At 74.6% G+C, this 22,409-nt stretch carries 12 protein-coding genes and 1 pseudogene; 2 read left to right on the forward strand and 11 right to left on the reverse strand.

The features are described from left to right. Positions 1–186 precede the first annotated feature (186 nt). From nudC to C2142_RS14485, 5 genes and pseudogenes are all read right to left on the reverse strand, one after another. Positions 187–1,128, reverse strand: coding sequence for an NAD(+) diphosphatase (nudC, locus tag C2142_RS14465; protein ID WP_148643021.1), 942 nt, complete (start codon positions 1,126–1,128; stop codon positions 187–189). 69 nt (positions 1,129–1,197) lie between these two features. Then, entirely contained in the window at positions 1,198–2,634 is a 1,437-nt protein-coding gene (locus C2142_RS14470; RefSeq protein WP_148643022.1) for a dipeptidase, read from the reverse strand. 157 nt (positions 2,635–2,791) lie between these two features. Then, on the reverse strand, positions 2,792–5,590 hold the full coding sequence (locus C2142_RS14475) for an ABC transporter permease (protein WP_346766436.1): 2,799 nt from the start codon (positions 5,588–5,590) through the stop codon (positions 2,792–2,794). 83 nt (positions 5,591–5,673) lie between these two features. Beyond that, positions 5,674–6,442 (reverse strand): annotated as a pseudogene (locus C2142_RS14480) (ABC transporter ATP-binding protein). Between the two features lie 73 nt (positions 6,443–6,515). Continuing rightward, on the reverse strand, positions 6,516–7,169 hold the full coding sequence (locus tag C2142_RS14485) for a PadR family transcriptional regulator (RefSeq protein WP_148643024.1): 654 nt from the start codon (positions 7,167–7,169) through the stop codon (positions 6,516–6,518). A gap of 78 nt (positions 7,170–7,247) precedes the next feature. On the opposite strand from C2142_RS14485, the gene C2142_RS14490 reads away from it, so the two are divergent. Further along, positions 7,248–8,219 (forward strand): endonuclease/exonuclease/phosphatase family protein, encoded by a 972-nt coding sequence (locus tag C2142_RS14490; protein WP_148643025.1) that lies wholly within the window; start codon positions 7,248–7,250, stop codon positions 8,217–8,219. A gap of 90 nt (positions 8,220–8,309) precedes the next feature. Here C2142_RS14490 and C2142_RS14495 read toward each other — a convergent pair whose 3' ends face one another. From C2142_RS14495 to C2142_RS14510, 4 genes are all read right to left on the reverse strand, one after another. Beyond that, positions 8,310–9,521, reverse strand: a complete 1,212-nt coding sequence (locus tag C2142_RS14495) for a PP2C family protein-serine/threonine phosphatase (protein ID WP_148643026.1) — start codon at positions 9,519–9,521, stop codon at positions 8,310–8,312. 191 nt (positions 9,522–9,712) lie between these two features. After that, the gene (locus C2142_RS14500; RefSeq protein ID WP_241002575.1) at positions 9,713–12,973 is read right to left on the reverse strand and encodes an ATP-dependent DNA helicase; all 3,261 of its coding nucleotides are present in this window, start codon (positions 12,971–12,973) and stop codon (positions 9,713–9,715) included. Between the two features lie 57 nt (positions 12,974–13,030). Further along, positions 13,031–16,369 (reverse strand): ATP-dependent DNA helicase, encoded by a 3,339-nt coding sequence (locus C2142_RS14505; RefSeq protein WP_148643027.1) that lies wholly within the window; start codon positions 16,367–16,369, stop codon positions 13,031–13,033. Positions 16,370–16,482: 113 nt separating this feature from the next. Continuing rightward, entirely contained in the window at positions 16,483–16,839 is a 357-nt protein-coding gene (locus C2142_RS14510) for an MGMT family protein (protein WP_148643028.1), read from the reverse strand. A 134-nt stretch (positions 16,840–16,973) separates the two neighbouring features. Between C2142_RS14510 and C2142_RS14515 the strand changes: the two genes are divergently transcribed. After that, complete coding sequence (locus tag C2142_RS14515) at positions 16,974–19,766, forward strand: lysylphosphatidylglycerol synthase transmembrane domain-containing protein (RefSeq protein ID WP_241002577.1); 2,793 nt, start codon at positions 16,974–16,976, stop codon at positions 19,764–19,766. A 121-nt stretch (positions 19,767–19,887) separates the two neighbouring features. On the opposite strand, the gene moeZ is transcribed toward C2142_RS14515, so the two are convergent. Then, the gene (gene moeZ / locus C2142_RS14520; protein WP_148643029.1) at positions 19,888–21,066 is read right to left on the reverse strand and encodes an adenylyltransferase/sulfurtransferase MoeZ; all 1,179 of its coding nucleotides are present in this window, start codon (positions 21,064–21,066) and stop codon (positions 19,888–19,890) included. Positions 21,067–21,348: 282 nt separating this feature from the next. Further along, positions 21,349–22,350: an NAD-dependent epimerase/dehydratase family protein gene (locus C2142_RS14525; protein ID WP_148643030.1), complete on the reverse strand. Its 1,002-nt coding sequence runs from the start codon at positions 22,348–22,350 to the stop codon at positions 21,349–21,351. Between the last annotated feature and the right edge of the window lie 59 nt (positions 22,351–22,409).

Here is a 22,409-nt window from a genome sequence, read left to right on the forward strand (position 1 = left end):
GACGGCCGCAGGGGCTTCCGGGCAAGGCCCCTCCGGATACGAACACAAGAGCGCCCGACCTGCGGGAAATCGGCTCTGATCACCCGTTCGGCCCATCGACGCCTCCGGAAAGCGGGAGCGAACGACGGCACGAACGGGAAATAGGGGGCGCACGGCAATATGCCGCACGCCCCCTATTTGACGGAATTACCAGCGCGCCGCCGACGGCAGCGGACCGCCGTACCAGAGTTCGACCAGGTGACGCGCGATCGAAATCCCGGACGGCGGCAGGATCTCGCCCGCCGCCATCCCGGCCTTCAGCTCCTCCCGGGAGAACCAGCGGGCCTCCGCCAGCTCCTCGCCGTCCACCGTGATCGCCGTGCCGTCCGGGTGGGCCTTGCCCATGAAGCCGAGCATCAGGCTGGACGGGAACGGCCACGGCTGGCTGGCCACGTAGGAGACCTCGGCGACCCGCACCCCGGCCTCCTCGAAGACCTCGCGGACCACCGCCTGCTCGATCGACTCCCCCGGCTCGACGAAGCCGGCCAGGGTCGACCAGCGGCCCTCCGGCCAGAGCGCCTGGCGCCCGAGCAGGCAGCGGTCCTGCTCGTCGGTGATCATCATGATCACCGCCGGGTCGGTGCGCGGGTAGTGCTCGGCCGCACAGGAGGTGCAGCGCCGCACGTGGCCGGCGCCGGCCTTCTCGGTCGGGTGCCCGCACCGCGAGCAGAAGCTGTGCAGCCGGTGCCAGTGCTCCAGCGCCACGGCGTGCACCAGCAGCCCGGCCTCCCGGTCGGAGAGCAGCCCGCCGACCTCGCGCAGCCCGGCCGGGCGGGCGTCCCCGTCCAGCCGCCCGGGCAGGCTCTCGCCGGCCAGCGCGAAGTACGAGACGCCGTCCTCGTCGGTGCCGAGGAAGTAGCGGTCCCCGGTCTGCGGCGCCTCGAACGAGGGCAGCAGGACGAGCTCGGTGCCGCTCCCGGTGTCCACCACGAACGCCTCGCCGCCGGCGATCGGCAGCACCTGGGTGGTCGGGTGGCTCCAGGCGGCCGCCAGCCAGGGCTCGTCGAACCGGTGCTGGGCCGCCCGGTCCACCCCGGCCCGGGCCAGTGCCGGGCTGCTCGGGCGTTCGGTCTCAGGCACGGTGCTCACTTCGTTCCATCCCCACGTGATGAGTCGTCTGGATCGGTGGTCTGCCCGCCGGGACGGGCGGCGGCGCCCTCAGGCACCTTCGCCGGCACCCCGGCCGGCGCCGTCGCCGCCCGGCCGCCAGTTCTCGGCCAGGTCGGCCCAGAGGTAGGCGGTCGTCTCCACGCCCTTGGCCAGCAGGTCCAGCTCGACCTTCTCGTTGACCGAGTGCCAGCCGTCCGAGGGCACCGAGATGCCGAGGAACAGCACCGGCGCGCCGAGCACGTCCTGCAGGTCGGCGGCCGGGCCGGAACCACCCTCCCGGGTGAAGAGGATCTTCTGCTCGAACGCCCGCCCCATCGCCCGGACGGTGGACTGCAGCGCCGGGTGGTCCAGCGGGGTCAGGCAGGGCCGGGTCGCACCGGGGAACACCAGCTCGTACCGGATGCCCTCGGGCACCCGCGCGGCCACCCACTCCCGGACGGCCTCCCGCACCTTCTCCACCTCCTGGCCGGCGACCAGCCGGAAGGAGAGCTTGAGGTGCGCCGAGGACGGCACGATGGTCTTGCCGCCGGGGCCGGTGTAACCGCCCCAGATGCCGTTGACCTCGGCGGTCGGCCGGGCCCAGATCCGCTCCAGGGTGGAGTAGCCGGCCTCCCCCTGGGTCCCGTACGACTTGGCGACCCTCAGCCACTGCGCCTCGTCGAAGGGCAGCTCGGCGAAGAGCTCGCGCTCGCGCTCGGTCAGCTCGATCACGCCGTCGTAGAAGCCCGGGACCGCCACCCGGCGGTCCTCGTCGTGCAGCCCGGCGGCCAGCCCGGCCGCGACCGCCGCCGGGTTGGGGACCGCTCCGCCGAAGGAGCCGGAGTGGATGTCGGTGTCCGGGCCGTACAGGTCGATCTGGGCGTCGGCCAGGCCGCGCATGCCCGTGCAGACGGTCGGCGTGGTCTCCGACCACATGCCGGTGTCCGAGATGATCACCACGTCGGCGGCCAGCCGCCCGGCCTCCCGGCGGACCAGGTCGGCGAAGTGCGGCGAGCCGGACTCCTCCTCGCCCTCGATCAGCAGCTTGAGGTTGACGGCCGGCGCGGTCCGCCCGGTGGCGGCCAGGTGGGCGCGGACACCGAGGGTGTGGAAGAACACCTGGCCCTTGTCGTCGGCGGCGCCGCGGGCGAACAGCTGCTTGCCGACCACGGTCGGCTCGAACGGCTCGGTGGCCCAGCCGTCCTCCTTGGCGGCGGGCTGCACGTCGTGGTGGCCGTAGACCAGCACGGTCGGTGCGGACGAGTCCCCGGACGGCCACTCGGCGAACACCGCCGGCAGGCCGTCCGTCTCCCAGACCTCCGCCACCGGGAAGCCGGTGTCGCGCAGCTTCGCGACCAGCCACTCGGCGGAGCGGCGCACGTCGCCGGCCCGGCCGGGGTCGGCGGAGACCGAGGGGATGCCGAGCCAGTCGGAGAGATCGGCCAGGAAGGCGGCCTGGTGCTGGTCGATGAAGGAGCGGACGACGCTGTCCGGGGTTCTCGTCATACGGACGACTTTAGTTCGCCCATGCGGGTGCCTGCCCCGGCCGTCCGGCCACCGGTCGCCGGTTGACCTGTAACCTCCGTCACCCCCGGCCGCCGGTGAGAGGCGGTCGGGGGTGACGAAGAGAGCGACGGTCAGGGCGGCGACGGGGTGCCCGCCGTCAGCCGGAGCGGCGCAGCAGCGAGATCCGCGAGCGGGTGAGCAACGCGGCCAGCGCCACCGCGAGCAGCGGCAGGACGACCACGGTCACCCCGACGTTGAGCCACGGGAAGACGATGATGCTGCGGTCGGCCACCTCCTCGGCGCTCATCCCCTGGTAGACGACCGCGACGCCCTCCACCTTGCGCAGGGCCACCGCCGGGACCACCCCGGTGACGACGCCGAGCAGGGTGCCCATCGCCGCGATCACCCCGCACTGGAAGCCGGACAGGGTGCGGCGGATGCGCGGTGCGGCGCCGACCGCCGCGAGGGTGGTCAGGTCGCGCTGCGAGTCGGCGGCGGCGAGGCCGGTGGCGATGCCGGCCGCGCCGAGCGCGACCAGGGCGGCGAAGCCGGTGAGGCCGAGGCTGACCAGGGTCCCCACCGACTGGAAGCCGCGCTCGACGTTGAACTGGATGCCGTCGGTGAGCTTGGCGAGCGCGGCGTTCGCCTTCTGCTCCGCGCTGTCGGACGGCGCCTCCCCGGGCAGCCAGACCGAGCCGGAGTCCCTGGTGGTCAGGCCGAGCCGGTGGGCGGTGTCCGCGCTCATGACGGCCTGGCCGCCGCCGGTCGGGATGCCGGCGGTGACGAGGACGGCGTCGACGGTGATCTCGTGGCTGGGCGGCGAAGAGGAGTCACCCGGCTTCAGCGCGGCGGGCTCCATCTCCACCAGGTTCAGCGTGAGCTTGCCGTCCTTGACGTACTTGTCGTCGAAGACGACGACCTTGCCCGCGGCCAGCGCCTGGACGGCGGCGGGGTCGGTCACGCCGTACAGGTTGCGCAGCAGGGTGGTGTCCCCGGCCAGGATGCCGCCGAAGGAGTTGCCCCGGTAGAGGAGCCGTTCCTTGCAGCGCTCGTCCTCCTTGCGGATCCGGTTGGCCTCCGCCTCGGGGATCGCCGAGGGGTGGCCCTCGTTCAGCGGGCAGCGCCGCTCCTTGGGCATCACGGAGTTGACGTAGCCGCAGTCGGTGCGGACGACGCTGCAGTCGTTCTTGTAGCCGACCCGCTGCACGTCGGCCCGGGTGCCGAGCCCGGGGATGTTGGTCTCCACGGCGGCGCGCATCTGGGGCAGCAGCTTGCCGTCGGCGCCCGCACCCCAGCCGCTGCTGATGGTGACGGCGTTGGCCGGGGCGGCGGCGACGTACTCGCGGCGCTGCTGTTCGTCGCTGCTGGCGTTGTAGATGCCGACGGCGACGGAGCCGGCGACGGCGGCCATGACGGCGGCGACGGCGGGGGCGGTGCGCCCGCGGTGGCGGACGGAGTCGCGCAGCGCGAGGCGGGGGCCGAGCGGCAGCCAGCGGCCGATCCGCCCGAACAGGCCGACCAGGTAGGGCGTCAGGGCGACCATGCCGAGCTCGGCGATCACCGAGCCGCCGAGGACGGACATGCTGCGGTTGCCGAAGCCGCTGGTCGCGGCGAGCAGGGCGATCGCGGCGCCGCCGGCCAGCATCAGCAGGCCGAGCACGGCGAGCTTGCGGCTCGGCGGCTTGAGCGAGTCGCGGCCGGTGAGCGCGGAGACGACGTCCTGCCGGGAGGCCTGGACGGCCGGCACGACGGCCGCGAGCAGGCCGGTGACCAGGCCGATGGCGAGGACACCGAGCAGGTCGAGCGGTTGCAGGTCGAAGTGGCCGAACCGCGACCCGGCGTACTCCTCGGTCCTGGTGCGCAGCAGCGCGACCAGGCCGACGCCGACGGCCAGGCCCACGGTGGCGCCGGTGACGCCGAGGACGATGCCGCCGCCGAGGACGACCGCGCGGATGTTGGCGCGGTCACCGCCGCCCGCGGCGAGCAGGCCGAGCTGCCGCCGGGAGCGCCTGGCCCCGACGGCGAAGGCGGGGCCCGCGAGGAGCACGATCTCCAGCAGCGCCATGCCCACGACGGTGGCGAGGATGACGACGGAGGTCTTGTCGAGGTAGTTGGTCCCGCCGCCGCTCCGGTCCTGGTGGGCGTAGAACGGCACCTCGGAGCGGGGCGGCGGGTCGAGCAGGACGGTGCGGGAGACGACGGTGAAGCCGTACTTGTTGAACTCCATCACCTTGGGCCAGTCGATGACGGCCCCGGCGGGGAGCTTGACCAGCCACCGGTTGGCCTCGCCGGCGACCGGGGGTCCGCCCTTGCCGCGGTCGGGGCCGGCCAGCCTCTCCAGCGGGCCGACCAGGGTCCCGGGGCGGGCGATCAGCCCGGTGGCGTTCAGTTCGGCGGGGTACTCGGCGACGGCGGTGACGGTGAACGGCGTGCCCTCCAGGCCGCGCACGGTGGTGCGGTCGCCGAGCTTGAGGCCGGAGCGGTCGAGGAAGTCCCGGGTGACGGCGGTTTCGTTGCCGGCGCTCGGGGCGCGGCCCTCGACGACGTTGATCCGGCCCTTCCAGACCGGGTCGGTGAGGTCCGCCTCGACGGTCTGCACGTTGAGCAGGCCTTCGCGGGTGCTGGTGGGGACGTAGGGGCCCTGGTTCACCGGGACGAGCGTGGCGCCGGGCGGGAGCAGCTGCCCGGCGAGCTCGGCGGGGCCGGTGTCGAGGCTGCGGCGCTGCTCGGGGGTGTACTGGGGCCGGCCGTTCTCCTGCTTGGTGTCGCTCGCGCTGTCGATGCTGAAGTCCTCGGCCGGGTCCGGCGCCTGCAGGACGACCGAGCCGCGTTCGAGCAGGTGGATCTCGGCGTCGGCCCGGCCCATGGTGCGGACGACCCGCTCGTCGGGGTCGAGTTCGGCGCTGCGAAAGACGACGTCGGCGCCGGTGACGCCGAGGACGGGCAGCGCGACCATGGCGACGACGAGGGCGCTGCGGCCCTTGGCGCGCAGGGCGTCGCGGCGGGCGATGCGCAGGGCGACCCGCCAGGCGCTGAGCCTCACTCGGTCACCGGACCGATCGCGTTGGTGGCCGCGGAGACGAGCAGGCTGCCCGCGTCCTGGCTGACGCTCTCGTCGACCATCCGGCCGTCGCGCAGGAAGACGACGCGGTCGGCCCAGGCGGCGTGGCGGGGTTCGTGGGTGACCATCATGGCGGCGGCGCCGGCGTCGCAGCGGGCGCGCAGGACGGCGAGGACGGCCTCGCCGGTGGTGGAGTCGAGGGCGCCGGTGGGCTCGTCGGCGAGGACGAGGCGGCGGTCGCCGATCAGGGCGCGGGCGATGGCGACGCGCTGCTGCGCCGGACATGTCGTCGGGGAAGCGGTCGGCGAGCTCGGAGATGCCGAGCTCCTCCAGCGCGGTGATGGCCTCGCGGCGGGCGGCGCGGCCGGAGAGGCCGTCGAGCTCGCGGGGCAGCGAGATGTTCTCGGCGGCGGTGAGCGCCGGGATGAGGTTGTAGTCCTGGAAGACGTAGCCGACCGAACGGCGGCGGACCTCGGCGAGCCTCTTGCGGCTGAGCCCGCCGAGGGCGACGCCCTCGACCAGGACCTGACCCTCGGTCGGGCTGTCCAGGCCGCCCGCGAGGGTCAGCAGGGTGGACTTGCCGGAGCCGGACGGGCCCATCACGGCGACGAACTCGCCGGGGTGGACCTTCAGGTCGACCCCGCGCAGCGCCTGCACCTCGGCTGCGCCCTGACCGTGGACCCGGGTGATGCGGTCCAGGTGGAGCACCGGTTGGGTGGCGTTCCTGGTCGGATCGGTGTGGGACACACTTCCCCCTGCTGTTCTGGGCCCGGGCGGGGTGACCGACCGGGCCGGGTGGTTCGTGAGGTCGGGACGGGCGTCAGGCCCTGGACCTGCGGCGCCCGATCCGGGCGGCCGGCCCGGACGCGGCGCCGGGTTCCGCCTTGCGGGCCTCGGCGGCCCTGGCCTGTTCGATCTCGGCCTGCTGGGCGAGCCTGGTCTCGCAGTGGTCGAGCCAGCGGATCTCGGCCTCGGTCTGGAAGATGAGCTGTTCGAGGACGAGCAGCCAGGCGAGGTCGGCGCCCGGGCCGGCCGCCTGGCCGGCTGCGCCGGGGCGGGTCTCGCCGGCCAGCGCCCGGCCCTTGAGCCGGGTGTAGTCCTGGAGCGCCTTGACGCTGTGCCGGCGCTGGCCCTGGACGACGGCGGGCACGTCCACGCCCGGGACGGTCACCGCCATGGCCAGCTTGATCGCCAGTTCGTCGCGGGGCGGGCTGGTCCGGGGCACCGGGGTGTCGAACCAGGCGCGCAGTTCGGCGCGGCCGGCGTCGGTGACGGCGTAGAACTGGTGACCCTCGTCGTCCTCCCCCGCGGGCTCGACCAGGCCGTCGCGCTCCAGCCGGGACAGCGTGGTGTAGACCTGCCCGACGTTGAGCGGCCAGGTGGCGCCGGTACGCGCCTCGAACTCGGTTCTCAGCTGGTAGCCGTAGCGGGGGCCCTGGTCGAGCAGGGCGAGCAGACCGTGGCGGATCGACATACCGAGTATGTATACCCGGTATGCCCGGTCCGCTCAAGCGGTGCCCCCTCCCCTGCAGAGCGGGTACCGTCGTGCCCTGTGAGCCAGTTGCGCATCGCCACCTTCAATCTGCTGCACGGTCAGCCGCTCGCCCCGGACGGCGCCCCGCAGCCCTACCCGGCAGACGCGGGCGGGCCGCTCGCCGAGGCGGTGGCCGCGCTGGACGCCGACGTCCTGGCGCTCCAGGAGGTCGACCGGTACCAGCCGCGCTCCGGCGGGACCGACCAGACGGCGGTCGCCGCCAAGGCGATGGGCGCCGCGGACTGGCGGTTCGCGGCAGCGCTGCACGGCCGTCCGGCACCGGTGGCCGGCTGGGTGCGGGAACCCTCGGAACCCGCCGGCATCCAGGTGTACGGGCCGGGCGAGGTCGGCGACGACGCCCCGTCCGCGTACGGGACCGCGCTGCTGACCCGGCTGCCGGTGCGGCACTGGCGGGCCCGCCGGTTCGCCCCGGCGCCGTTCGGGCTGCCCCTGCGGGTGGCCGGGCGGCGCGGTCTGACGCCCGTCCCGGACGAACCCCGGGCCGCGCTGGCGGCGGTGCTGGAGGGCGATCGCGGGCCGTTCACGGTGGTGGCCGCGCACCTGTCCTTCGTGCCGGGCTGGAACATGGCGCAGCTGGCCGGGATCCGCCGGTGGATCGCCGACCTGCCGCAGCCGTACCTCGTGCTGGGGGACTTCAACCTGATCGGCGCGGTGCCGCGGACGGTGCTGGGCGGGGCGACGGCGCTGGACCGGACGGCCCCGCGGGCGCGGGTCCGCGAGCTGCGGGCGGCGCGGCGGGCCAGGCCGGCCCTGGTGGAGCCGCGCCGGCGGCGGGTGCGGGAGCCGCGGGCCCGGCTCCAGGGCTGGCACGACCTGGCGCGCACCCCCACCTACCCCTCGCACCGGCCGGCCGTGCAGTTCGACCACGTGCTGGCGGTGGGCGTGCCGCGGGCCGCGGTCGGCCCGGCGGCCGCCCCGCGGGCGGCGGTCTCGGACCACCGCCCGCTGGTGGTGCAGGTGTCGCTCTGACACCGCCGCCGCCCCGGGCCGCCGCCCGGAACCGCTCGGCGCCCGGTCAGTGCCCGGTCGGTGCCTGATCAGTGCCCGGGCGGCGCCCGGTCAGTGCCTGGTCAGCAGGCCGTTCTGGTGCGGCAGCTGGGCGCCGACCGCCGGGAGGCCCCCCTGGCCGGCGGCCGGGGGAGGGTCGTACTGGAGCAGGAGCATGGCCGCGTCGTCGCCGAGCTGACGGCCGACGTGGCGCACGACGTCCTCGTGCAGGCGCTGGAGGACGTCCGCCGGGCGGCCGTCCGCGCAGCGCGGCAGCCGTTCGGCGAGCGGGTAGAAGACGCCGGCCCGGTTGCGGGCCTCGATGACGCCGTCGGTGAAGAGCAGCACGCGGTCCCCGCGCCGCAGCGGGATGCGGTGCACCGGCGGCCGGACATCGGCCGGGTCGAGGACGCCGAGCGGCGGCACCGTCTCGGCGAGCTCCAGCGGCCGGACGTCCTCGCCCCCGCGCAGCAGCAGCGGCGCGGGGTGCCCGCAGTTGACGATCTCGGCGGTGCCGTCGGGCCGGACCCCGATCAGCACCAGGGTGACGAACTCCTCCTCCACTCCCGGGTGGTCGTTCTCGTGCAGGGCCCGGTCGAGGCTGACGGCGAGCCAGCCGGCCACCCGTTCCAGCGCGGGCTCCTGGTGGGCGGCCTCGCGGAAGGCGCCGAGCACGGCGGCGGCCGTCTCCACCGCCCCCAGCCCCTTGCCCCGGACGTCGCCGACCACCGCCCGCACGCCGTGCCGGGTGTTCACCACCTCGTAGAGGTCGCCGCCGATCCGGGCGTGCGCGGCGGCGGCCTCGTAGTGGACGGCGGCCCGGACGGTGCCGACCCGGTCGGGGACCGGCCGCAGCAGCACCCGGCGGGCGATCGAGGCGACCAGCTGGGCGTCGGCGAGCGCCTTCTCCTGGCGCAGCCGGAGGGTGGCGCTGACCCAGCCGATCGCGGCGACCAGCACGATGGCGAAGACGGTCGCACTGTGCACGGACTCGCCGAGCACGTCGTTGTGGAAGGCCATCAGGAAGGCGACGGCCTCGGTGCAGAGGCCGATCGCGAGCGGGTACCAGGTCCGGCGGCTGACCACGGCGGCCAGCGCGGGGACCGCGGTGAGGGCCGGTTCGACGGTCACCGCGGCATCAGTGGTGTAGTCGAGGACGACGACCAGCGCCATGCCGATGAACGGCAGCGACAGCGCCGTCCTCGGCCAGGTGCCGGTCGCGCCCGGAGCGGTCCCCGGGGTCGGCCCGGCGAACCGCTCTCTGATCCATCCGGTCGCGCTCAACTTCGGTCTCTCCAGCAGAAGACGCCGATGCCCGTGGGCACCTGCGGTGATGACTGAGGGTTAGGGACTACGGGCCTCGCTGGCGGCCGGAGCACGGGGGTTGACCGGTTACCGACCCCACAATAGGCACGAAACGTGCACTACGCACAGGTTTCGCCCGTTGCCGTGATGACTTGAATGCTCTGCGTGACTCATTCTTCACTGTTCCCGATCAGGAGCCGTTCCAACTCTTTTCGGTCAGGAAGTCCTACGGGTTGTTCGATCCGGCCGCTGCGGACGTACAGGAACGACGCCGTGACCTGCTCCAGCGGAACGCCCAACTGTTCGGCCCAGGCCACCCGGTAGACCGCGAGCTGGAGCGGGTCCGCGGTCTCCTCGCGGTGCGTCTTCCAGTCCACCACTTCGTAGCGTGACGCGCCGCCGGATTCTGACCGGCCGTCACCCTCGCGGTAGACCGCGTCGATCCGGCCGCGCACCACCCGGCCCGCGAGCACCAGCTGGAACGGCGCCTCCACCCGGTACGGTTCCCGGTGCGCGTACGGAGTGCGCAGGAACGCCTCCTTGAGCCGCTCCAGGTCCTGCTCGTCCTCGATGCCGTCGTCGTCCGCCCCGGGCAGCGCACCCGGCTCGATCAGCAGCAGCGGCTCGATCCGGGACTGCACCCAGGCGTGGAAGCGGGTGCCCCGGCGGGCCGCTGGCTGCGGCGGGCGCGGCATCGGCCGGGCCAGGTCGCGCGCGAAGCCGTCCGGGTCCGCGGCGAGCCGCAGCAGCTGGGTGGCGGAGAGCGCGGCCGGCAGCGGCACCTCCCGCACACTGCGCCGGGAACGCTCCAACTCGCCCAGCAGCGCGGTGAGATCGCGATCCCAGGACTCGACCTGCCGGCGGTCCTCGGGCGCCATCGGCTCCGGCTCGGCGGCCGGCTGCCCGGCCAGGCGCCGGTACACCACCTCGGCGACCCGGCGGCGGGCGTGCTGCGCGGTCGGGTCCAGCGGCAGCGGCCAGGGCCGCTCGGCCGGCGCGGCGAGCGCCGGGTTCTCCGCACCCTTGGGCGGCTGCTCGGCCCAGTGCTCGATCTCGCCGGCGCCGGGCCGCTCGCAGTGCTCGCGCAGCTGCTCCAGGAAGGCGGACGGGCCGCGCGGGGTCTTCTGGCTGGGCCCCCACCAGTGCCCGGAGGCCAGCAGCAGCGAGCGCGGGCGGGTGAAGGCGACGTAGCCCAGGCGCAGCTCCTCGGTGCCGGAGTGCTCGGCCAGGGCCTGCTTGAAGGCGGTCATCGACTTGCTGTTCCAGCCGCCGCGCACGTCGGGCAGGGTGGCCGCGTCACCACGCAGGGCGTGCGGGAGCACGCGCTTGGTGCTGGTCCAGCGCTCGCGCGCGCTGGACGACGGGAACGCGCCCCTCACCAGGCCGGGGACGGCGACGACGTCCCACTCCAGGCCCTTGGACTTGTGCGCGGTGAGCACCTTCACGGTGTCCTCGCCGCCGGGCAGGCTGCTGTCCAGGCCCCGCTCGTACTCCTGGGCGGCGCGCAGGAAGCCGAGGAAGGCGGGCAGGCCCGGGTCGCCGTCCAGGTCGGAGAAGCCGGCCGCGACATCCAGGAAGGCGTGCAGGGTCTCCCGCCGACGGGCGGCCAACGCCTGCGGGGACGCTGCGAGTTCGACCTCCAGGCCGGTGACGGTGAGCACCCGGTGCAGGACGTCCATCAGCGGCTCGGCCAGCGAACGGCGCAGCTCGCGCAGCTCGCGGGCGAGCCGGGCGAAGCGCAGCCGTGCCTCGGCGGAGAACGGCAGCTCGTCGGGCTGGCCGCCCTCGTCGCCGGAGGGGCCGGTGAGGAAGGTCTCCAGCGCGTCGGCCAGCGAGACCACCTCGGTCGGGTCGGTCTCCGCGACGGCGGCCGCCAACGCCTCGACGCCCTCGGGCCGGGCGGTGCGGACCAGGTCGGCGGCGCGCCGGCCGAGCAGGGCCAGGTCGCGCGGGCCGATCCGCCAGCGCGGGCCGATCAGCAGCCGGACCAGCGCGGCGTTGGCGGTCGGGTCCTGGAGCACCTCGCAGACCGCCACCAGGTCGGCCACCTCGGGCAGTTGGAGCAGCCCGCCGAGGCCGACCACCTCGACCGGCACCTCACGGGCGACCAGCGCCGCGTGGATGTCGGGGAAGGCCGCGCCGCCCCGGCAGAGCACGGCGATCCGGCCGGGCGCGGTGCCGGTGCGCACCAGGTGGGCGACCGAGTCGGCCAGCCAGTCGACCTCCTCCGCGTGGGTGGGCAGCAGCGCGGCGCGGACGTAGCCGTCCTGCTCGGCGCCGGGGGCCGGGCGCAGCGCCTCGACGCCCTCGTGCATCGCGCGCAGCGGGGCGGCCAGCTCGTTGGCGAGGGCGAGCAGCCGCCCGCCGCTGCGCCGGTTCTCGCTCAGCGCGTACCGGGCGGCGCTCTCGCCGCCCGCCTTCGGGAAGTGCCGGGGGAAGTCGTCGAGGTTGGCGACGGAGGCGCCGCGCCAGCCGTAGATCGCCTGGCAGGGGTCGCCGACGGCGGTGACCGGGTGGCCGCCGCCCCGCCCGTCCGGGCCGGCGCCGAAGAGGCCGGCCAGCATCAGCCGCTGGGCGACGGAGGTGTCCTGGTACTCGTCGAGCAGGACGACCCGGAACTGGCCCCGCAGCAGTGCGCCGACCTCGGGGCGTTGCTGGGCGAGCCGGGCTGCGGCGGCTATCTGGTCGCCGAAGTCCATCAGGCCGGCGGCGGCCTTGCGGCGCCGGTAGTCCTCGACCAGGCGGAGCAGCTCCAGCCGGGCCCGGGCGGTGCCGGGGACGGCCCGCAGGTCGTCGTTGGTCAGCCTGACGCCGGCCAGGGTGTCGAGGAGCTCCTCGTCGAAGGCGCGCAGGGTGGCCGGCTCGACCAGGTGCTCGGCGAGTTCGCCGTCCAGCGCGACCAGGTCGGCGACCAGGTTGGCGAAGGTGCCGGTGAGGGCCGGGAAGGGCCCGCGGGCGGTGCGCAGCACCTTGGCGGCGAGCTGGAACCGGGTGGCGTCGGCGAGCAGCCGGACATCCGGCTCTATGCCGATCCGCAGGCCGTGCTCCTTGAGCAGCCGGCCGGCGAAGGCGTGGTAGGTGGAGATCTCGGGTTCGCCGAGCGCCTCCTCGTCCGGTCCGGCGACACTCCCCCAGCCTTCGGCCGGGGGTACCCCCAGCCCGCCAAGACGCAGGGCGGAGCGTACGCGCTCGGCCAGCTCGCCGGCGGCCTTGTTGGTGAAGGTGAGGCCGAGCACCTCCTCGGGCCGCACCGCGCCGGAGCCGACCAGCCAGACGACCCGGGCCGCCATCACGGTGGTCTTGCCGGAGCCGGCGCCTGCCACGATCACGGCCGGTTCCAGGGGGGCGCCGACGGCCGCCATCTGCTCCCGGTTGAAGGGGATGCCGAGCAGCTCCTTGAGCTGGTCGGGATGGTTGAGCACGGCGGTCACCCCGCAACGTTAACGGGGGGCACCGACAGGACGGGCGTCCGGCCGGCGTGAGCCTCGCTACTCGACGAGCTGGGCGCCGTCCCGCTGGGCCGAGCAGCTGCGGCGGAACGAGCAGCGGTCGCAGCCGCCGCCGGTCTGCGGCACGAACCGCTCGGCGAGCACCCGCCCGGCCGCGTCGGCGAGCAGGTTCTCGATCCACGGCTCGCCCTCCGGCGGCTCCTGCCGCTGCACCTTGGGCGCGTCCGGGGCGCCCTTGTCGGGCTTGCGCAGCTGGACCAGCTCGGCGCCGCCGGACTCGGGGGCGCGGCCGTCGAAGCCGGGCAGCTCGTTGAGCGCACCGGCCCGGACGGCGAGCTGGTAGACGGCGAGCTGCTTGTGGTCGGGCAGCGACTTGTCGGTCGGCGCCTCCTTGCCGGTCTTGAAGTCGACCACGTAGGCGCGCCCGGCCTCGTCCCTCTCGACCCGGTCCATCGACCCGCGGATCCGCACCGAGACGCCGCCGGCGTCCAGCGTGACGTCGAAGCCGTGCTCGGTGGCGACGACGTCGCGGCCCCGCTGGAGCACGTGCCAGTGCAGGAAGCGCTCCAGGGCGGCCCGCGCCTCGGTCTTCTCCTGGTGGGACTTCCACGGCGCGTCGAAGGCCAGGGCGTCCCAGACCGTGTCCAGCCGCTCCATCAGGACGGCGAGGTCGGCCGGGGTGCGGCCGGAGCCGACCTCGTCGGCGAGGGCGTGCACCACGTTGCCGAAGCCCTGGGCGGCGGAGGAGGAGCCGCGCGCCTTGACCTCCTTGTCCAGGAACCACTGCAACGAGCAGTTCTCCAGCTGCTCCAGGCCGCTGCCGGAGAGCCGGACCGGCAGGTCGGCGCTGCGCAGCGGGTCGGGGGCGGCGGTGACGTCGTCCAGGCCCCACCAGCGGTCGGGGTGCGCGGACGGCACCAGCGGCTGGCCGTCCTCGTCGGCGGCCAGGGCCAGGGTGGCGAGCCGTTCGGCGGCGGCGCGGCGCAGCTCGGGAGCGCGGGCCGGGTCGACGGTGACCGCGCGCAGCTCGGCGACCAGCGCGGCGACCGCGAGCGGACGGCGCGGACGGTGGGTGACGTCCTCGACGGTGGCCGGCGGGGTGCGGCGCAGCACCCTGCCGGTGCGCGGGTCGACGTCCTCGCGGTAGAGCTCGCGCAGGAAGCGGGAGGGCTCGTCCCCGTCGTCGGCCGGTGCCTTGACGGCGGTGACGATCAGCCGCTCCCGGGCCCGGGTGGCGGCGACGTAGAAGAGCCGGCGTTCCTCGCCGAGCAGCGCGGCCGGGGAGAGCGGCTCGGCGAGGCCGTCGCGGCCGATCCGGTCGGCCTCCAGCAGTGAGCCGCGGCGGCGGAGGTCCGGCCAGAGGCCCTCCTGGACACCGGCGACCACGACCAGGCGCCACTCCAGGCCCTTGGAGCGGTGCGCGGTCATCAGCCGGACGGCCTCCGGGCGCACGGCCCGCACGGTGAGGGTGTCGGCCGCGATGTCCTGGGCCTCCAGCTCGGCGAGCAGGTCGAGGGCGCTGCGGTGGCCGGTGACCTGCTCCTCGGCGCGGGCGGCGGTCTCGAACAGGGCGCAGAGCGCGTCGAGGTCCCGGTCGGCGTTGCGGCCGGCGGCGCCGCCGCGCAGCGCGGCCCGTTCCAGGCGCTCGCGCCAGCGGCGGCTGCCGTCCCAGAGCTCCCAGAGCGCGTCCTCGGCGGTGCAGCCGCCGGCCAGCCGCTCGCGGACCTTGCGCAGCAGCGTGCCGAGGTCGCGGGCGCGCCGGGCGTAGGCGGGGTCGAGGGCGATCAGCCGCTCGGGCTCGGCGAGGGCCTCGCGGACCAGCTCGCCGGCCGGGCGCGGTACGGCGGCGGGCCGGCCGTCGGCGCGCAGCGCGGCGCGTTCCTCCTCGCGCAGGGCGCGGCCGAGGCGGCGCAGGTCGGAGCCGTCCATGCCGCCGAGCGGGCCGGTGAGCAGGGTGTGGGCCAGCTCGGTGGTGAGCGGGTCCGGTGCCTCGGGGGCGTGCCGGTCGCGGTGGGCCTGCTCGGCGCAGACCCGCAGGGCGAGCAGCAGCTGGGCGACGGCCGGTTCCTCGCGCAGCGGCAGGTCGTCGCCGTCGATCTCCAGCGGGACGCCGGCCGCGCCGAGCGCCCGCCGCACGCCCGGGATGGACCGGGCGCCGGCCCGGACCAGGACGGCCATCTCGCCCCACGGCACGCCGTCCTCCAGGTGGGCGCGGCGCAGCAGGTCGGCGATCGAGTCCAGTTCGGTGCCGGGCGTGGGGTAGGTGTACACCTCGATCCGGCCGCCCTCGCGGGAGGGCAGCAGGGCGCGGTGCTGGGCGAGCTTCTCGGCGGGCAGCCGGCCCATCGGCATCCGCCGGGCCAGCTCGCGGGAGGCGGCGAGCAGGACGGCGCCGGAGCGGCGGGAGACGCGCAGCACCTTGACGTCGGCGGGGCTGCCGTCGGCCTGCCGGAAGGTCTGCGGGAACTCCAGGATGCCGTTGATGTCGGCGCCGCGGAACGCGTAGATCGACTGGTCCGGGTCGCCGACGGCGATCAGCTCACGTCCGTCGCCGGCCAGCCGGCGCAGCAGCCGGACCTGGGACGGGTCGGTGTCCTGGTACTCGTCGACGAAGACCACGTCGTAGCGGGCCCGCAGTTCCTCCCCCACCTCGGGGCGCTCGGCGAGCAGGACGGCGCGGTGCACCAGCTCCGCGTAGTCGAGGACACCGCGCAGGTCGAGCACGTCCAGGTAGTCGGCGAGGAAGTGGGCGGCGGCGGCCCAGTCGGGGCGCTGGACGCCCTCGGCGAAGCGCTCCAGCTCAGCCTCGCCCAGGCCCAGCTCACGGCTGCGGGCGAGCACGGCGCGGACCTCGTCGGCGAACCCCCGGGTGGTCAGGCAGGCCCGCAGGTCGAGCGGCCAGGAGATCCGGCCGCCGCCGAGGCGGGCGTCCTCTGCGCCGCCGGCCAGCAGCTCGCGGACCATGACGTCCTGCTCGGGGCCGGAGAGCAGCCGCAGCGGCTCGGCGTACTCCTGCGGGTCCTGGTGGGCGCGGAGCAGGGCGTAGCTGAAGGAGTGGAAGGTGGTGGCCTGCGGCGACCGGAGCGCGGTGGCGCGCGGGGCGGCGGAGGAAGAGCCGAGCCGGGCGGACATCCGGTCGCGCAGCTCCATCGCGGCCTTGCGGCTGAAGGTCAGCACCAGGATCCGCTCGGGGTCGGTGCCGCGCTCGATCCGCCGGGCGACAGCCTCCACCAGCGTCGTGGTCTTGCCCGTCCCGGGCCCGGCGAGCACCAGGAGCGGGCCGCCCGCGTGCTCGGCCACGGCACGCTGGTAGTCGTCCAGCACGGGCGGGGCCGGCTGCACGAGGGGGCTGCGCACCAGACGGTAGGGGGAGCTCACGGATGTCCTGGGGGTTGTGCTGCGGGCCACGGAAGGCGGGCCCCGCGCGGGGGCCCGTCCGTATCGAGCCTACGATCCTGCCCCGTCATTCCCGTCCGCGCACCCGCTTCGGCTCAATCCCCCGCGGGCCCGCCGTCCCACCGGGCCCGCTTGAGGTCGACCCGGGGCGGGTCGGCGAGCTCGCGCAGCGGGGTGCCCTCCTCGCCGTAGTGGGCGAGGGCGCGGTGCTCGTGGCCGGGCAGGAAGCGGCCGTCCGCGCGGATCACCCGCCACCAGGGCACGGCACCGCCGTAGAGTGCCATCACGCGCCCGACCTGGCGGGGGCCGCCCTGGCCGAGGTACTCGGCAACGTCCCCGTAGGTCATCACCCGGCCGGGTGGAATCCGCTCGGTCAGGTCGAGCACCAGTTCGGCGAAGGGCGGCAGAACGCCCCGGCCGCCGTCGTCGTCAGCGTCCGTCACCTGGGGCATTCTTCCTTATGGGGGAGGATGCGAGGACCCGTGCGAACGATCCGCCGCGCCCGATCCGCCCCCTGTCCAGCACGGGGCGCCGCGGCATGCCACCATCTTCGGGGCGGTGAGTGGTGATACGAGGACAAGACCAGATGACCGGGACGGCAGACGTGGACGTGGACGAGGACTCCGACGAGTCCACCGACGCCATGCCCGCAGGTCCCGGCGGTGCGCCCGCCGCCGAGCCGTCCCCGGAAGTCTCCCTGATCAAGGACCGGACGATCAAGACCCCGCAGCCGACCGACACCGAGACCGAGACACCCGAGCGCGCCCCCGCCCCCGCGGACGGGCCGGCGCCGACCGGCGTCCCGGCCCAGCAGCCCGCGCCGCCCGGCGCGCACGGGGTGGCCGGGCCCACCGGCCCCACCGGCCCCTTCGAGCCCGCCGAACCCGCCGAACCCGCCGACGACACCCCGCACCTGGACGTCGACGAGCCGCTGCTCGCCGCCCGCGCGCACCGCCCGTCCGACCTGATCCGGTTCCTGGTCGGCGTCCTCGGCATAGTCGCGGTGTTCGTCCTGGCCGGCGTGGCCACCTCGACCACCACCGGCATCGAGCTGGACATCGCCTCCAACGCGCCCCGCTTCTCCCCGGTGCTCACCACCATCACCGGCCTGGTCTCCAGCGTCGCAGTGCTCGCCGTCCCGCTCGCCTTCGCGGTCGAACGGCTGATCAAACGCGACGGCCTGCGGGTCGCCGACGGCGTGCTCGCCTCGGTGCTCGCCTACGGCGTCTCGCTGGGGATCGACTGGTGGGTCGCCGAGGGCGCCTCCGAGCACATCCGGGACGCCCTCACCCGGCTGCCGCTGGACAGCAACGGCGCCCTCACCGACCCGGTGCACGGCTACCTGGCACCGGTGATCGCCTACATGACCGCGGTCGGCATGTCGAGCCGGCCGCGCTGGCGGGTCGCCCTCTGGGTGGTGGTGGTCTTCAGCGGGATCACCGAGCTGCTCGGCGGCTTCACCACCCCCCTCTCGCTGCTGCTCACCGTCCTGATCGGCTGGTCCGTCGCCTACGGCACGCTCTACGCGATCGGCTCGCCGAACATCCGGCCCACCGGCCAGCATCTGATGATCGGCCTGCGCAAGGTCGGCTTCACCCCGGCCAGCGCCCACCGCGCCCCGGACGCGCCCGGCGGCACCCGCCGCTACTTCGTCGCCCAGCAGAGCGGCCCGCCGCTGGACGTCCACATCGTCGACCGCGAGCAGCAGGCCTCCGGCTTCTTCTACCGGGCCTGGCGGCGGCTGCGGCTGCGCTCGGTGGCCGTCCGCCGCAGCCCGCAGTCGCTGCGCCAGGCGCTGGAGCAGGAGGCGCTGATCGCCTACGCGGCCGCCGCCTCGGGCGCCCGCGCCCCCCAGCTGGTCGCCACCTCGGAGCTGGGCCCGGACGCCGCGATCCTGGTGTACGAGAACGTCGAGGGCCGCACCCTGGACGACCTCACCGACGAGGAGGTCACCGACCAGGTGATGGCCTCGCTCTGGGAGTCCGTCGCCGCCCTGCACGAGCGCCGCATCGCGCACCGCCGGCTGACCGGCGAGTCGCTGCTGGTCGTCGACGAGAAGACGGCCTGCCTGGTCAACCTCTCCGGCGGCGACATCGCCGCCACCGACCTGACCCTGCGCATCGACGTCGCCCAGCTGCTCACCACCTTCGCGCTGCGGATCGGCCCCGAGCGGGCGGTGGCCACCGCCAACGCCGTGCTCGGCGCCGACCGGGTCGCCCAGGCACTGCCGCTGCTCCAGCCGGTCGGTCTGAGCCGCTCCACCCGCGTCGACCTGAAGAAGCTCGCCAAGGAGCGCAAGGCCGCCGCCCAGGCCCGGGCGCTGGAGCAGGTCGCCGCCGGCGAGCGCACCCAGCAGCAGGCCGAGGAGGACATCGCGACGGCCGGCGAGGACCTGCTCAGCCGGATCCGCGGCCAGATCCTCCAGATCGCGCCCGAGGCGCCGACCGAGACGGCCAAGCTGGAGCGGCTGAAGCCGAAGACCCTGATCATGGTCATCGCGCTCACCTTCGCCGCCTACCTGGCGCTGACCACCATCAAGCCGGCCCAGCTCAAGCTCTCCCAGATGGACTGGGCCTGGGCGGCGGCGGCCCTCGCCGCGGCCGCCTTCAGCCACGTCGCCGCCTCGATGAACCTGATCGGCTTCGTGCCGGAGAAGCTGCCGTTCGGCCGCACCGTCGCGGCCCAGCTGGCCGGGTCGTTCGTCAAGCTGGTCGCGCCGGCCGCGATCGGCGGCATGGCGCTGAACACCCGCTACCTGCAGAAGGCCGGGATCCGCTCCGGGCAGGCGGTCGCCTCGGTCGGCGCCTCCCAGCTGGCCAACCTGGCCGGGCACCTGCTGCTGCTGTTCAGCTTCGGCATGATCACCGGCAGCCAGACCAACGGGGACCTCTCCGCCTCCCGCGCGGTGATCATCGGGGTGCTGTCCGCCGCCGTGCTCGCCCTGGTGGTCGCGGCCGTCGCCCCGCTGCGGCGGTTCGTGCTGAACCGGCTGCGCTCGCTGTTCTTCGGCGTGGTGCCGCGGATGCTCGACCTGATGCAGACGCCCAGCAAGCTGGTCACCGGCTTCGGCGGCGTCCTGCTGCTCTCCCTCTCCTTCACCGCCTGCCTGGACGCCTCGGTGCACGCCTTCGGCGGCTCGATCAGCTTCTCGGCGGTGGCGGTGGTCTTCCTGACCGCCAACGCGGCCGGCTCCGCCATCCCCACCCCCGGCGGCATCGGCCCGGTCGAGGTCGCGCTGATCGGTGCGCTCACCGTCGCCGACGTGCCCCCGGCGATCGCCACCCCGGCGGTCTTCCTCTACCGGGCGCTCACCTTCTGGCTGCCGGTGCTGCCCGGCTGGATCTCCTACAACGTGCTCCAGCGCAAGGGCGCGCTGTAGCCGACGGGGGCTCCGCAGGGCCGCACCGCCGGAGGGCGGGGCACCTCGCGACGCAACGCCGAAGGGCCCGCCGGATCTCCCCGGCGGGCCCTTCGCGCGTCTTCGACGTCTCCGGTTGCCTCTAGTAGACCGGCTTGTGCGGCTCGATCTGGTTGACCCAACCGAGCACGCCGCCGCCCAGGTGGACGGCGTTGGCGAAGCCGGCCGACTTCACCACGGCCAGCACCTCGGCCGAGCGCACACCCGACTTGCAGTGCAGCACGATCTTCTTGTCCTGCGGCAGCGACCCCAGGGCGTCGCCCATCAGGAACTCGTTCTTCGGGATCAGCACCGCGCCGGGGATGTTGACGATCTCGTACTCGCCGGGCTCGCGGACGTCGATCAGGAAGATGTCCTCCTTGTCGTCCTGCCACTGCTTGAGCTGCTTCGAGGTGATCGTCGAACCCGCGGCGGCGGCCTGCGCCTCGTCCGACACGACGCCGCAGAAGGCCTCGTAGTCGATCAGTTCGGTGACCGTCGGGTTCTCGCCGCAGAGCGCGCAGTTCGGGTCCTTGCGGACCTTCACCTGGCGGTAGTTCATCTCCAGGGCGTCGTAGATCATCAGCCGGCCGACCAGCGGGTCGCCGACGCCGGCCAGCAGCTTGATCGCCTCGGTGACCTGGATCGAGCCGATGGACGCGCAGAGCACGCCCAGCACGCCGCCCTCGGCGCAGGACGGGACCATGCCCGCCGGCGGGGCCTCCGGGTAGAGGCAGCGGTAGCAGGGGCCGTGCTCGGCCCAGAACACGCTGGCCTGGCCGTCGAAGCGGTAGATCGAGCCCCACACGTACGGCTTGCCGAGCAGCACCGCGGCATCGTTCACCAGGTAACGGGTGGCGAAGTTGTCGGTGCCGTCCACGATCAGGTCGTAGCCGGAGAAGATCTCCATGACGTTGGAGTTGTCGAGGCGCTCCTCGTGGAGGATCACGTTGACGTAGGGGTTGATCTCCTTGACGGAGTCCCGCGCCGACTCGCCCTTGGAGCGGCCGATGTCGGACTGGCCGTGGATGATCTGACGCTGCAGGTTGGACTCGTCCACCACGTCGAACTCGACGATGCCGAGGGTGCCGACGCCCGCCGCGGCCAGGTACATCAGCGCGGGCGAGCCGAGGCCGCCGGCGCCGACGCACAGCACCTTGGCGTTCTTCAGCCGCTTCTGCCCGGCCATGCCCACGTCGGGGATGATCAGGTGGCGGGAGTACCTGCGGACCTCGTCGACGGTGAGCTCGGCGGCCGGCTCGACCAGGGGTGGCAGCGACACGGGGACTCCGATGGTCGTCGGTTCAGGTGGCCGGGGCCAACCTCTTGTGGCTTGTTGCTCCGCCACCGAGGTGGCTCTGCTACGCCAACAGTGTCACGCCGCCCCGGTATTCCGAGACAGCCCGTCCGACTGGCGAGACGGGCGGCATCGGATGCTGGGACCGGCCGGAAAGGCCCGCGCACGGCCGGGCCGCGGCCGGTCACGGGCGCACCGGCCGGTCGCCACCGGGCCGTTGCGCCCCCGGCCGGACCGGGGGCGCCGACCGCGGTGACCGCCCGAGGGTCAGACCCGGCAGGCCGTCTCCAGCCAGACGTCCCCCAGCGACTCCTCCAGCGGCACCTGCGTCCGCCAGCCGAGACGGTCCCGGGCGGTCCGCACGTCCGCCTGCCGCCACGGCACCGGCTCACCCGACGGGCCCCTGCCATCGGCCGGCCGCGGCTCCGGCGAACGGTGCCCGGGCAGGTGGTGCTGGCCGAGGTGCGAGCCGACGTGCTCGACCGGCCCGCCCACCTGCGCAGGCAGCAGGACCTGCCGGTTCTCCTCCACGATCGCCCCCTCGAACCCGGACGCCCGGACCAGGTGCTGGGCCGCCTCCCGGGCCCGGACGGCGTGCCCGCTGCCGATGTTGATCACTCCGGTGGCCGCCGACACCGCCGCCGCCTGGATCGCCCGGGCGACGTCCCTGACGTCCACGAAATCCCGGTATCCGGACAGGTCCGGCATCCGCACCTGCGGCTCGTCCCGCTCCAGCGCCCGCCGCAGGCCCTCGGCGAGCCGCCCGAACAGCGACGCCGTCGGCGCCCCCGGGCCCACCACGTCGAACACCCGCAGCACCGCCGCGTCCAGCCCGGAGGCCAGCACCAGCTCCGTCCCGGCGAGCTTGGAGACCCCGTACGGGCCGACCGGGCGCGGCTCTGCGCTCTCCGACACCGGCACCCCGCCCGGCACCGGCCCGTACTCGGCCGCCGAGCCGACGTGCACCAGCCGGGCCGGTTCGCGGCTGCGCCGGATCGCCTCGCAGACGGTGGCGACGGCCAGCGTGTTGGCCCGGATCAGGCTGCGGGAGCTGCCGTAGGTGGCGCCCGCGCAGTTGATCACCACCTGGGGCGCGACGGCGTCCAGGAACCGGGCCAGCGCGCCCGGGCTGCCCGCGGTCAGGTCGAAGCGGATGTCGGCCGAGTCACGCCGGCCGAGCACCGTCACCTGCAACTCCTGGTCCACGAGCAGACGATCGGTGACCCGGCGGCCGATGAAGCCGTCGGCGCCCAGCAGCAGCACCCTCATCGGGGGTGTCCTTCCACGAAGCGAGGTCGGGGACGACCTGGCGGACAGAGTGAGAACGA

This window comes from Streptomyces sp. CB01881, assembly GCF_002953255.1.
In the GTDB taxonomy this organism is placed as follows: domain Bacteria; phylum Actinomycetota; class Actinomycetes; order Streptomycetales; family Streptomycetaceae; genus Kitasatospora.